We start from the raw sequence: 13279 nt of genomic DNA, 5'->3' as shown, positions 1-13279 counted from the left end.
CCGGCAGCCACGAATCGGGTACGAGCGGACACCAACCGGTCAGCCGCGGATCCACTGCTGGTTGCTGCCACCGGTGCAGGTCCAGACCTGGACGGCGGTGCCGTTGGCGGTGCCCGCGCCGTTGACGTCCAGGCAGAGCCCCGAACCGACCCCGGAGATGGTGCCGTCGGCGTTGACACGCCATTGTTGGCCGCTGCCGCCGTTGCAGGTCATGATCCGCGCGCGGCTCCCCGCCGCGGTGCCCGCCACGTCGAGGCACTTGTTGCCGTAGATGGTCAGTTGGTTGCTCGCTGTGAGCGTCCACTGTTGGTTGGCGCCGCCGTTGCAGTCCCAGATCTGCACGACCGCACCGTCGGCCTGGCTGGCTCCGTTGACGTCCAGGCACCGGTTGGAGCCCGCGCCCCGGATCGCTGTGGTCGCGCCCGGCTCCCCGGAGTTGCCGACCGGCGTGATGGAGAGGTTGTCGAACTGGGCGGAGACTCCCTGACCCGTGCCGTACCCGATCTGGCCGGCGACCCAGGTCGAGTCGGAGACCGTGCCGACGGTGTTGCCGTCGATGGCCGCGGTGAGGGTGCTCCCGTTGAGCGTCAGCGCCAGGGTGTGCCAGCGCCCGGTGCCCAGCGCCGAGGTGTTCCCGCTGGCAAGCGTGCGCCAGTTGCCGCTGGTGTTGTTGCTCCGGATGGACCACGCGCCACCGTCGGTCACCCGGAAGTAGTAACCGTTCAGGTTCTGCGGCCCCTGGTGGTTGTACGTGTTGGCGCGTCCGATGAGCTGCGCGTAGCCGGACTTCTCCAGCAGCACGTCAGAAGAGACCGTGTAGTTGCGCCAGGACAGGTCACCCAACAGCGTGTACGGCTCAGCCTGGCCGGACGTCCAGAAGATCGGCGTCTGCTCCGACATCTGGCGTACGCACTGACCCGCGCGACCGGCCGCGCAGCCGACGATCTCGAACGAGCCCTGCTGGTCCATCAGGTACCTGGCCTCGCGCCCCACCGCGTAACTGTCGAAGGTGTCGTTGTACGGCAGCTTCAGGGTGCCCTGCGCCGGGCTGACCGCGGTGCCTTTGCCCTGGCCGGTGGTGGTGGTGATGCTGTAGACGTAGCCGGGCTGGACGGTGAGCGAGAAACGCCCGCCGCTCGGCGTGATGTCGCTGCCGCGGACGAAGTGGTCGGCGGTGTTGTTCGACCGGACGTTCGTCGACCAGACGTGCACGGCGCCGGTGGACAACCCGCCGGTGACGGTGAAGTCGAGGGTCTGCGCGGAGCCGGCGTCCATCGTCTCGATGATGGTGCTGTAGTCGCTGTTGTTGGTGGACTTCAGCGAGACGTAGCTGCCGTTGTTGCGGTTGCCGGCGAGGTAGCCGCTCGATCCGTCGAGGTAGCGCCAGCCCGGGGCGGTGAACTGTGTGGTCTGCGCCATCACCCACGCGTTCTTGCCGATCGAGTAGGCGCCGGACCAGGGCTGCTGGGCCACCGCGACGCCCGTGGTCGCCCAGGGGATGTTGGGGGTGATGGCGGCGATGGCCGGCCAGTTGATGTAGCCGGTCATCTTGCCGTCGATGTAGCCACGGTTGATGCCGCGGGCGAGGGCCTGCGCCCCGGCGTTGTAGTCGTCGGAGCCGTTCTCGCTGGCCCACAGCGACTTGCCGGTGGAGACCGCGTTGCCGGAGCTGGGGCAGCTGGTCTGGGCGCTGCGGTAGCCGCAGACGTAGTGGCTGCCGAAGACCTGTACGGCGTTGGCGAACGCCGGGTCACGCAGCGATTCGTCGGCCGCGGCCCAGCCGAAGTCGTCCGAGGCGACGATCTTCACGTTGCTGTAGCCATGGGAGTTGAGGGCCGAGCGCAGATTCTTGTACCAGGTGGCGTTGTAACCCTTCTCGTTCCACCCGCCGAGGTAGTTGATTGTCAGCCCGTGGGTACCCGCGCAGTCCAACCAGGCCAGCAGGTAGTCGATCGAGTCGTTGGACCAGAAGTTGCCGTTCCCGATCCAGCCCGGCGCTCCCCAGGACAGGCCCGCCAGGGCGATGTTGGCGTTGCGCGCCCTCGCCTGCTCCATCAGCCACCACTCGTAGCCCCGGTTGCAGTTCACGTTGCCCCGGGTGTGTTCGTGGCTGGGCTCCGCGCCGGAGGTGGAGTTGGTGTCGCCGCCGATCTCCACCTTCAGTAGCTGCATCGCGGCGCCGCGACCCGGCTTGAACAGGTAGTCCAGGATGTCGCTCCGTTGCGGTTCCGGGTAGTCGATAAGCAACCTGCTGTTGCCGCCGCCACCACTGACCGCGCCGATCCCGTCGAGCGCCCGTCCACCGGACCCACCGTTGATCGTGATGGCGGTTGCCGCCTGGGCCGGGGAGGCGAAGCCGGTCAGCACAGCCGCCGCAACCACCACCGCCCCGACCACCGAAGCGGTCAGCCGGCGCGGACGCCGCGTGCTCCGCCATGACCGGACGCGTGACCCGATTCCGCCAGTACTGCGCCGATGACTCTCTCGATCGAACATCTGACCCGCCTCCCCAGCCGGTTTCGACTGCGAAGCCGTACGTCACACGTCGAGTTGGCGTACTGCACGCAGTCGCTCTGATCGAAGAACACTGATGATTAAACGTTGTATGTCAGGCAAGCGCCGAAATATCTGATTGATGTCGTCGGGCGGAGCCGGGTGGTGCGGCGGCGAAACCCTGTGGTTCCGCCGCCGAACCGGACCTACCGTCCCGAAACGCTCGCCGGAATCAGCTACGACTCCACCGTTGGTTGGCCGCGCCGTTGCAGTCCCAGATCTGGATGCGGGTGCCGTTGGCCGTGCCGCTGCTGACGACGTCCAGGCACCGGCCCGAGCCAACACCGGTGATCGAGCCGTCGGCGTTGAGCCGCCACTTCTGGTTGGACTGGCCGTTGCAGTCCCAAATGATCACCGAGCTGCCGTTCGCGGTGCCGGCCCCGTTGACGTCGAGACACTTCCCGCCGAAGACGCGCAGTTCCTGGGCGGCGGTCGAGGTCCAGCTCTGGTTGCTCTGGCCGTGGCAGTCCCAGATGATCGCCGCCGCGCCGTTGGTCTGCGAGGCGCCGTTGACGTCGAGGCACCGTCCGGAGGCCGTGTTGCGCACTGCCGACGTGCCATTAGGTGGCGGGGTGCTGGTCGGGCTGGCGGTGGGCGACGTCGTCGGGGTCGGCGTGGGGTCGGTGCTGCCGAACTGGGTGAAGAACCTCCACACCTCGCCCTTGGTCCAGGTCCGTGCGCCGCTGTCCCCGCCGCCGTCCACCGGGCCGGGGGTGTGCCCGCCGTCGAAGGCCGCCCACACCACCGGATAGCCCGATCGGCAGCCCGAGTAGGTGGTGGTGATGTGGGTCAGGCTCCCCGCCCTCGGCTCGGGCGGGCTCTGTGCGGTGCACCCGTTGTTCCGAACGAACGTGTCCCGCAGGGACCGTCCGGCGGAGACGTTCAGCACCGGGTCCCCGATGCCGTGGATTCCCATGTACGCGATCGGCTGGGTGCCGCCGCCGCACCCGCTGAGCTGCCCGCCCGAGTAGACCGCGACAGCGCGGAAGACACCTGCCCGGGAGCAGGCAAGCGAGTAACTCATGCCTCCCCCGTAACTGAAGCCGAGCGCGAAGAGCTGCGTCGTGTCGACGCACAGGTCCGCCTCGATCAGGCTGATCATGTTGTCGACGAAGGTGACGTCCTGGCCGCCGGGGTTGGCCCAGCCGTTCCCGTTGCCCTGGGGGGCGACGAAAATGGTGCTGTTGTTGGCCTGCTGCCGCAGCCCGTAGTAGGACCAGGCCGCCCCGTCCGACCCGCCGCCGTCGACGTCGTTGGCGGTGCCGCCGTTCCAGTGGAATCCGAAGATCAACCGGTAAGGGTGGTTCCTGTCGTAGTTGTCGGGAATCCTCAGGATGAAGCTACGGTTCTGGCCGCCGCTCTGGATGGTTCGTGAGCCGCTGGTCAGCGTGGGCGCCTTGCCGCACCCGGCGGTCGCCGCGGCCGGTGCGACGTCCGCGGCCGACGCGGTGGTGCCCAGGCCGCCGGCCAGTGCCGCAGCGCTCACGGTCACGACGACGGCCGCCGCCGATGCCAGGAAACCAAGGATGGGTCTACGTCTTGTCATGATGGGCTCCCGCCACTCGACACGAACTGACTCAGGTGCAGGGATCCACGGCGACACCCGCACCGCTACGACGCGCCACTCCCGGTCACCACACTCCTCGCGGAGGAAACCGCAGAAGGCGCGATGGGCCCACAGCGCCCGGCCGGCTCTCGCCACAGGTTCCCGCGGCTGGCCTCGCCGCCCAAGCGGGACCAGTCGTTCGTCGAATCGTTGGCGGCCGCAGCGCCGGTGCCCGAACACCGGCGAGCGACCGTCGGGCGGTGCCCGAAGCACCCGGCTCGACGTCGAATCGATTCGCCCCGACGCTAGATCGAGCAGTGAAGTATGTCAATGCTGTGTCCGGCAGGTTGCGGTCCCGTCCCGAGCCTGTCCGCACGATCGGGCTCAGGTGTGCCTGTCACTCGCGGACGAGCCCCGGTGGCAGCGCGTCCTCGTCGGGGTGGACCCGACGGGCGGTGGTGAGCGGGTCGCGTTCGAGGATGTGGATCAGCGGTTCCGGGCCGCCGACGCAGGCCCAGGTGTCGTCCCAGAGCGCGGAGACCAGCCAGGTCCGGTCGGCGGGGAAGAACAGGTCGGGTAGCGATCCGCGGCCGTGGCGCAGGTGGCCGGCCCGCCAGGTGAGAGCCTGCTCGGGGCCGGCCTCGACCAGCACGTAGGGCCAGTCCCAGTAGAGCGACACCCGCCGGGCGTCGGGAAAGACGACGTCGTGGGCGCCGGTGTCGAGGTAGGCCAACCACCAGGGCTGGTCCGGGGTGTACCTGCTGAGGTCTTCGACCAGGGCGCGCTCGTAGGCGGTAATGGTGACGTCGTCCGCCTGGTACGTGGTGGCGTAGGCGTCGAAGATGGGCGGGATGGCGGTGGTGACCGAGGTGCCGGCAGCGGTGTGACCGGCGATCCATCCCACGTCGGCGACAGCACCGATGCGCCAACTCCGTCCGTCCTTGCTGACCTGCACGCCACCATTCAAGTCGCTGCCACGCCGGTTGGCACGCAGAAGCAGGACGAGTCGTCGTCGTGGCCCTGCTGGGGCGCATCCCGGGGCTGTGGCTGCGTCACCGGCCGACGACGACCGGCTCGTCGCGATCGCGTTCCGGGTCCGACCCGGGATGGTCGGCGAGATCGTGAAGGTGACGGACCGGGGAGCAGAACAACACAAGCGGAGCGCAGACCACGGCGATGACCGAGGTCAGCAGGGCGACCCGGCTGCCGTGGAGGCTGGCGAGCGCGCCGGCTGCCAGGCCGCCGATCGGGATGGCGCCCCAGGTGACGAAGCGGACCGTCGCCAGCACCCGGGACAGCAGGTCGGGCGGGCTGGCCAACTGCCGGTAGGTGCGAGTGATGATGCTCAGCAGCACGACGCCGGCGGCGAAGACGGCGCTGCCGACGGCGAAGCAGAGATACCCGATGATTCCGCTGCCCAGCGGCACCACGATCGCGCCGACCACGCAGACCACACTGGACAGGAGCAGCGCTCGGGCTGAGCCGATTCGTCCGGTGAGTCGGGGGGTCAGGGCGGCGCCGATCAGCGAACCCACTCCTTCGACGGCGAGTAGCAGACCGACCAGGCCAGCCGGGGCTTCCAGGGTGCGCACCAGGTGGAGTGGGTAGAGCGCGATCTGGGCGCCACAGGCCACGCAGAGCGCGGTGGCCGCCCAGGTGCCGGGTGCCATCACCGGGTGGCCGGAGACGAAGTGCCACCCTTCGCGGATCATGGCGCGCACCGGCGGCCAGTGGTCCGGTTTCTGTCGGGGGCGGGCGGGCAGCGACCGCAGCAGCAGCGCTGACACTCCGTAGCTCGCCGCGTCGATCAACAGCGTCGGCGCCGCACCGAGCAACTGTACGGCGATGCCGCCAAGTGGCGGGCCGCTTACCTGGGAGACCGCGTGAGTCGCGGTGGTGAGGCTGTTGCGGGACTCCAACTGGTCGCGATCGACGATGCCGGGCAGGTAGGTGGCGTTCGCGACGTCGAAGAGCACGGTGCTGAAGCTGATCACCAACGCCACGACGACGAGTTGGGTGATGGTGAGATGCCCTGTCCACCAGGTGAGCGGGACGGACAGTACCGCCGCCGCCCTGGTGAGGTCCGTTGTCACCTGTATGCCGCGCAGGGGCACCCGTTGCACGATGACGCCGGCAGGTAGTCCGATCACCAGCCAGGCGACGTAGCCGGCGGCCGCGACGAGACCCATGTCGAACGCGCTTGCATCGAGGGCGATCAGCGCGGTCAGGGGCAGCGCGAGTGCGGTGACCGCCGAGCCGAGCGCGCTGATCGTGCCGGCGGACCACCATCTCCAGAAGGTTCCGGCACTGAACCCGTCACTCATCTGATCCGACCCCCGCAATCGCGATCCTGAGTTCCAATATGGAACTCACTATAGTCGGATCCTGGGCTGGCGCGCGGGGTGGCGAGGCCGGGCGAGTCGCAACACATAAACGACTGTCGTTGACCCAATGACGAGTCCGTGCGTCTTGGCAGCGGGGCGTGCCTCCGCTACCGTCCATGGGAACGCTCCCATGAATTCGGTAACATCTATGTGATCAGGAGGCAACACGTCGTGGCTATGCTCTCCTCGCTCCTCCGCAGATCGGTGGCCACCAGCGTGGCGGCCGTCGCGGGCGCCACCGCCGTCGGCGTCTGCCTCGCCGTAGGCAGCGCCTCCGCCGGCACGCTGTCCGGGTCGCTCTACCGCGACCCGAGTTCGGCAGTCGTCCGCTGGGTCGCCGCCAACCCCGGCGACTCGCGTACCGCAGTCATCCGCGACAAGATCGCGAGTCAGCCGCAGGCCCGCTGGTTCGCCAACTTCAACCCCTCGACAGTGCAGTCCGAGGTCTCCGGGTTCATCGGCGCGGCCAACGCGGCGCAGCAGATCCCGGTGCTGGCGGTGTACGAGATCCCCAACCGGGACTGCGGCGGGGCCAGCGCCGGTGGGGCGCCGGACCTCAACCAGTACCAGACGTGGGTGTCCAACTTCGCCAGAGGGCTGGGCAACCAGACCGTCATCATCATCCTGGAAACCGACTCGCTCGCCCTGCTGACCTGCCTGAGCAGCGCCGAGATCAGCGCGCGCAACGCGGCGATCTCGACGGCCACCCGGACCATCAAGTCGGGCAACCCCAACGCCAAGGTGTACCTCGACGGCGGCCACTCCACCTGGAACAGCGCGGGTGAGACAGCCAACCGGCTCCGGGCGGCCGGCGTGCAGTACGCCGACGGCTTCTTCACGAACGTGTCGAACTACAACTCGACCTCCAGTGAGGCGAACTTCGGCCGGTCGGTCATCTCCGCTCTCAACGGCATGGGCATCCAGGGCAAGCGCCAGGTGATCGACACCAGCCGCAACGGGGGCGCCAGCGGCGACTGGTGCGGCGACGACAACACCGACCGGCGCATCGGTCAGTACCCGACGACGAACACCGGCGACGGCAACATCGACGCGTACCTCTGGGTGAAGCCGCCGGGGGAGGCGGACGGCTGCCGCTACACGGCCGGTTCGTTCCAGCCCGACCTGGCCTACAGCCTTGCCAACGGCGCGCCCAATCCGCCGACGACCGCTCCGCCGACGACCGCCCCGCCGACCACCGCCCCGCCGACCACGGCTCCGCCCACCACGGCCCCGCCGACCATGGCTCCCCCCACCACCCCGCCGCCGACCGGTAACGGCTGCTCCGCGTCGGTTGTGGTCAACCAGTGGTCCGGCGGCTTCACCGCGAGCGTGACGGTCACCGCCGGCTCCGCGGACATCAACGGCTGGACCGCGACCATCACGCTGCCCAGCGGCGCCGCGGTCACCAGCGCCTGGAACGCCCAGGCCAGCGGTACCAGCGGAACCATCCGGTACACCAACGTGAGCTACAACGGACGCGTCGGCGCCGGGCAGTCGACCAACTTCGGCTTCCAGGGCACCGGCACCGGTCCGGGCGCGACAGCCACCTGCGCGGCCAGCTGACCCACCCGATGCCACGGGCCCCGGCGCGGAGGACCACTCCGCGCCGGGGCCCGTCCCCGTTTCGTGGTACGAGCCGGCCGGCGCCGGAATGACGGACGAGCCGATTGGCATCCGGTGGGTGAGCGGTTCGTCGTAGCTGTGGATTCGTCGGGTCAGTCGCTCTCGTCCACGAACCTGTAGTACCTCATCCGGAAGCGTTGCAGCAGCGCACGCATGAATTCTCGACCGGCCTCCGGCGGCACCCGCCCCGCACCGATCGGCACACCGTTGTCGTAGAAGTCCTGTGCGAGCGCGCCCCAATCCGGGTCGAGGACGCTCAGCGACACCGCTTCGCCAGGCTGCCAACGGAACTCCGCAACTCGCCGATTGGTGTGCTGGGCCAACGTGTACAGCGCCACGCAGGTAGGCGCCTGCTCGGTCATGCCTGCCTCCTGGGTTGCCACCGCCGGCACGGCCGGGTCGGTGACCGGACAACGGACCTAAACATGAGCCACAGAATGTCCGACCGGTGGTAGGTCGGGACTGCGACGGAGAGTGTCCCGGCGTCTCCTCCGGCGGGACATCTCGTGGCAGGCGAGCATCGCGAACGCCGTGGCGGTCAGCAGGCCAGCGAACAACGGGATGACGCGCGCTCCGGCCGTCGCCAGCAGGCCCGCCCCGATCAGCGAGCCGGCCGCGAGGCCGACGTTGAACGCGACGCTGAGGCTGGCCGACGCCATGTCGGTGGTCGACGGGGCCACCTGCATGATGCGGTGCTGGATTCCCGCAATCAGCGAGCTGAACGACATCCCGGCCACGGCGAGCAACGGGATCGTCAACGCCTTGCTCGTGCCAACCCCGTAGAGCCCGATCATCGCGGCGGTGAGGAGCCCGAGTAGACCCAGCACGACACCGACTGGAAACCGGTCCAGGACCCGGCCGGCCGCCCAGGTGCCGACGACGCCGAACGAGCCCTGGACGAAGAGCAGCATGCCGAGAGATGCCGCGGCGAACCCGCTGACGTCGAGGAGGAAGACGGTCATGTAGGTGAACGCGCCCATGGCGCCGGTGACCGCGAGGATGGTGGCGACGAGGAGCACTACGAAGCGGTGCCGATCCGGCATTGGCCCGATGTCACCCGCACTCTGTTGTGGTGTGACGCTCGGCAAAAGCAGGGCGACCGCGATGCAGGTGACGAAACCGAGGATGGACATCGCGACGAACGCGGCCCGCCACCCGGCCTGCCCGCCCAGCCAGGTGCTCACCGGCACGCCGAGGACCGGCCCGAGGGCGTTGCCGATCGACAGCCGGGCCACGATGCGGCCGCGGATGTTCGCGGGGAACATCGAGATCGCTACCGGGAACACCACCGCCCAGAAGACACCGTTGGTGGTGGCGGACACCAGCCGCGCGGCGAGCAACACCTCGTAGGAGGTCGCGGAGGCCGACACCGCCGTCGCCGCGGCGAACACACCGAGGGAACCGGCGAGCAGTGGACGCCGGGGCAGTCGCCGAGTGACGCGGGTCAGCGGGAGCGCCACAATCATGACCACCACGGCGTACCCGGTCACCAGCAGACCGGCCTCGGACCTGGAACGCCCCAGGTCCGGGGCGATCAGCGTGAGCAACCCGATCGGAAGCACCTCGGTGGTGACGTAACAGAACGTGGCGGCGGACAATGCGGCCAGGGCATAGGCCGCGCGTCGTTGGTGCGCCATCGGCTACCTCCCAGATCCTCGACAAGGTGCGGCAGGAAACCACCACGCGAGCGGTACGCAGGAGACCCTCGATCACCGCGACGGCACCACCCCATGGCAGCCGCGCCGCTGTGATTCCTGTAAAACTGGTTTTGACGGTAGCATAGACAGGTCGAGATCTCTCACCGTCCCCACCTACCTGGAGCTGGCCGAAGCGGCAGACATCGCCGCGCTACCCGGCCCCGTGTCGAGCAGTGCGCAACCCTCTTCACCGGCTTAGGTGGTAGCCTTTTCGGCATGCCGCTCGACGTGTCCCAGCTACCGTTGGTCGGCGGGCACCCTGCCCTCGACCTGGTGAACACACTCGAGCGAGGGGGCGGCGAGTCGCCGCACGACTTCCTGTCCGACAGTTCCGCTCTGCTGCGCTGGTCGGCCCGGCTGGGCGTGCTCAGCGACGCCGAGGCCGACCAGGTCGGTCAGGCGTGGCGCGACGATGCCGCGGCGGCGCACGCGGGACTGGCCGCTGTGCGGGACGTTCGTGAAGGGCTGCATCTCGTGATGCTCGCGACGATCACCGACGCGGCCGGTGGGACGGCAGGTGACCCCGTCGCGGCCGGCGCCGCGCTTGTCGCACTACATCAGCGCTGGGCCGGCGCGGCCGCCCGGGCACGATTCGTGCTCGACTCGTCGAGGGTACGGCTGACCTACGGCACGGTGCCGGCCATGGTGGTGCCCGACCGGATCGCCGAGGCCGCCCGCGACGTCATGCTGACGGCCGACCTGACCCGGGTGCGCCGCTGCCCGGTGCCCGAAGGTGGTTGTGGCTGGCTGTTCCTCGACCAGAGCCGCAGCGGTTCCCGTCGTTGGTGCCGCATGGCCGACTGCGGCAACGCGGTGAAGGCGCGACGGCTCACCGAGCGCCGCCGCGCCGCCCGGGCACCCCGCTCGTGAACAGCCAGCGCAGCTCGGCTGGCTTCAGACGTGATCGGGATGGGCTCGGTCGGTCCACTTCAGCGCGGCTGTCGTGGCACGGAGGGCACGTCCCGGCGGAGGAACAGGGCGGCGCCTACCGTGGCGGCCAGCATGAGGGCCCCGGCGACGACGATGGACAGGCCCGGGTTCTGGACCGTGGCGAGGATGCCACCTGCCAGGGCTCCCAGTGGGACAGAGCCGAGACTGAGCAGCCGGTACACCGAGGTGGTGCGGCCGGCGAACTCCGTCGGCGTGATCGATTGTCGGTAGGACCGGGCCACGACCGAGAACATGACGCCGCACAGGGCAGCGACGCCCTGCAGTGCGAACACCGCCACGAAGCTGTCCATCGACCCGAGCGTGAGCGTGCAGAGCGAGGCGAGCAGCGACGTGCTGATCATCATGGCTCGTCGGGGCACGTGTCGGGCGACCACGCCGGCCAGCCCTGCGCCCAGCACCCCGCCGATTCCGCCGGCGGTCAGCAGAGCCCCGTACGCCGTGCCGTTGAGGCCCAGGGTGTTCAGGGCGAAGAGCACGAACACCGCACCGACCGCGCCGTTCGCCGCGTTCATGACGCTGGTCCACGCCGCCTGCACCAGCAGGTCGCGGTTGCCGACCACCACGGCCAGCCCCTGCCTGGTCTCCCGGGGGATGGCGGCGGCGGCCTCCCGCCACCCGGAGCGGACGGGGGACAGGGCGGCGGTCGGCGACGTGTCCGTAGGGTCCGACGTCCGCGCGTCCGCGGCGCCGGATCTCCTCCGCAACCCTCCGTTCAGCACGAGCGCCGAGATGGCGTAGGCAAGCCCGATGCCGACGAAGGCCGGCCACCGACCCAGGCTGAACAGCCAGCCTCCGGTGGGTGGCCCGAGAAATTCCTCACCCAGCATCTGCCCGGCGACCACTCGGGAGTTCGTCCGCTCCAGCCGCTCGTCGGCAACCAGCAACTGGACGACGACCTGCGCTGCGACGTCGCCGAACACCTCCATCGCGGCCAGCAGCATCGCCAGTGCGTAGACCGCCGCGAGCATCGCGCCGACTCCCAGTACCCCCTGCGCGGCCACCGCACCGGCCAGGGAGAGCACCAGCACGACGCGGACCCGCTGACAGGCCACCATGACCCGGAACGGATCCACCCGATCGAGGATCACGCCAGCCGGCAGCGCCAGCACCAGCGGCGGCACGCGCTGGGCCAGGGTCAGCCCCGCGACCTGAAGCGGATCGTTGGTGATGGCGGCGACGGCCAGGGGCAGGGCGGCCAGTCGCAGTCCGTCGCCAATGCTGGCGCTCGCGGTGGAGACCCAGATCCGGGTTTCCAGGGCGGGCCGCGCCCGGTGACGGGCCGGGGCTTCGGCGCTGTCGTTCAACATGAACGTCGCGGCGTCTGCCACCACACCGGGGATGGCGCGTACCCGGAACGCGGGTTGATGTTTACCGTGGCGCCCGGGTTGACGGCGAACCTGCGCAGTACCGCCCTCGGCTGGGAGTCGAGAATGAACACCCCGTCCACGCTCTCGGTGGTCACCGACGTGACCGTGCCGTCCTCGGCCGAGAACGTGACCGGTGAGGTGTCCGGTGGGTAGACCTCCTGCAGCACCATCAGTGCCTGCTCGGAAGTCGCTTCGAGCCCGGCCCGGACGGCGGCGGCCCACTCGGCCGCGTTCACTTCGGAACCCACAGTGATGCCAAGGCCCGCGTGTCCACGAACGGGTTTGATCAACAGTCGGGTCTGGTGCGCGAGGGCGAATTCCGGCAAGGACACCCGATCACCGAAGTACGTCGTCCCGGCCGGCTGGATCACCCGGGTCCAGGGGACGTGTTTCCGCAGCCGCTCTGCCAGGGCCGTCGGCATCTGCCCGAGCAGGATGTCGTCGGACAGCAGCGAGAGCGAAAGCTTGGACGCCAGGATCTCCCCGCAGTATCCGGTGAACACTCGGACCAGCCCGTCCCGGGCGCGACCGAACACGGCGCGCAGCAGATTCAGCTCGTCGTCCTGGCCGACCTCCGGCGCCTCGAAATAGCGATAGACCACCGTGACGGGATCGCCTTGGTAGTGCAGTCCCCGACGGTCGATCTCCAGATCCTCCAGAGGACAGTGGAAGGCGTCGATCCCATGGCTTTTCAGCCCTTTCACGAAGGAGCCGTAGGACCAGACCGGCGGAGCGTCCGCGATTTCGTGCCGCCAGTAGCAGACCGCGACCCGGTCCACGCCCGGAGTCAGGGGCATCGTGTCGATGAGCGTCTGCAAGGCTCGCGGGGCGGCGGCTTCCACCTGAATACCGAGTTCAACCAGGAGTTCCGCCTGCACCTCCGCCAGCGCGTCGTGGAGGCTGAACAGCCCGGCCGGTGAGTCGCCGTTCATCTCCACGACCACCGGTCGCCCGTCACTGATCACCACGTCGGGTCGCGCGATGGTCTTCCAGTCCTGCCAGGGCTGCATGGCGATCAACTCGTACTCGGTGGGTGCGGCCCGACACAGCTTCGCCATCGCACTGAGGTCACCGTTACAGATCTCGTCCCGGATGGCGTTCAAGCCGTCGATGGCCGCGCTCGTCGCCGCGCCGAGTTGTTCCAGTGTCGCCATCGGC

Annotated in this window: 10 protein-coding genes; 2 read left to right on the top strand and 8 right to left on the bottom strand. The window is 69.2% G+C overall.

The genetic code is table 11. The annotated features are described in order from the left end of the window. Positions 1-39: 39 nt before the first annotated feature. The 4 genes from AB0F61_RS11070 to AB0F61_RS11055 all read right to left on the bottom strand — a co-directional run bounded on the left by AB0F61_RS11070 (position 40) and on the right by AB0F61_RS11055 (position 6423). Positions 40-2496: a ricin-type beta-trefoil lectin domain protein gene (locus AB0F61_RS11070; protein WP_357806943.1), complete on the bottom strand. Its 2457-nt coding sequence runs from the start codon at positions 2494-2496 to the stop codon at positions 40-42. 229 nt (positions 2497-2725) lie between these two features. Further along, positions 2726-4099 (bottom strand): ricin-type beta-trefoil lectin domain protein, encoded by a 1374-nt coding sequence (locus tag AB0F61_RS11065; RefSeq protein WP_357806941.1) that lies wholly within the window; start codon positions 4097-4099, stop codon positions 2726-2728. Between the two features lie 397 nt (positions 4100-4496). Then, positions 4497-5054, bottom strand: coding sequence for a hypothetical protein (locus AB0F61_RS11060; protein WP_357806939.1), 558 nt, complete (start codon positions 5052-5054; stop codon positions 4497-4499). A 97-nt stretch (positions 5055-5151) separates the two neighbouring features. Next, entirely contained in the window at positions 5152-6423 is a 1272-nt protein-coding gene (locus AB0F61_RS11055; protein ID WP_357806936.1) for an MFS transporter, read from the bottom strand. A gap of 237 nt (positions 6424-6660) precedes the next feature. Between AB0F61_RS11055 and AB0F61_RS11050 the strand changes: the two genes are divergently transcribed. After that, a complete protein-coding gene (locus tag AB0F61_RS11050; protein ID WP_357807148.1) occupies positions 6661-8046 on the top strand; it encodes a glycoside hydrolase family 6 protein in 1386 nt (461 codons plus the stop codon). Positions 8047-8198: 152 nt separating this feature from the next. Here the strand turns inward: AB0F61_RS11050 and AB0F61_RS11045 are convergent, their stop codons facing one another. Continuing rightward, the gene (locus AB0F61_RS11045) at positions 8199-8468 is read right to left on the bottom strand and encodes a hypothetical protein (RefSeq protein ID WP_357806934.1); all 270 of its coding nucleotides are present in this window, start codon (positions 8466-8468) and stop codon (positions 8199-8201) included. A gap of 57 nt (positions 8469-8525) precedes the next feature. Next, entirely contained in the window at positions 8526-9743 is a 1218-nt protein-coding gene (locus AB0F61_RS11040) for an MFS transporter (protein ID WP_357806931.1), read from the bottom strand. 276 nt (positions 9744-10019) lie between these two features. On the opposite strand from AB0F61_RS11040, the gene AB0F61_RS11035 reads away from it, so the two are divergent. Beyond that, entirely contained in the window at positions 10020-10673 is a 654-nt protein-coding gene (locus AB0F61_RS11035) for a CGNR zinc finger domain-containing protein (RefSeq protein ID WP_357806928.1), read from the top strand. Between the two features lie 59 nt (positions 10674-10732). Here the strand turns inward: AB0F61_RS11035 and AB0F61_RS11030 are convergent, their stop codons facing one another. Together AB0F61_RS11030 and AB0F61_RS11025 are read right to left on the bottom strand one after the other, a co-directional pair. Then, positions 10733-12082: an MFS transporter gene (locus tag AB0F61_RS11030; protein WP_357806926.1), complete on the bottom strand. Its 1350-nt coding sequence runs from the start codon at positions 12080-12082 to the stop codon at positions 10733-10735. Then, positions 12055-13140, bottom strand: coding sequence for a hypothetical protein (locus tag AB0F61_RS11025; RefSeq protein ID WP_357806923.1), 1086 nt, complete (start codon positions 13138-13140; stop codon positions 12055-12057). The genes AB0F61_RS11030 and AB0F61_RS11025 overlap by 28 nt, the downstream gene beginning before the upstream one ends. Positions 13141-13279 lie beyond the last annotated feature (139 nt).

This window comes from Micromonospora sp. NPDC023888, assembly GCF_040639415.1.
Classification (GTDB): Bacteria; Actinomycetota; Actinomycetes; order Mycobacteriales; family Micromonosporaceae; genus Micromonospora.
This window is presented reverse-complemented; position numbering and strand designations above follow the sequence as displayed.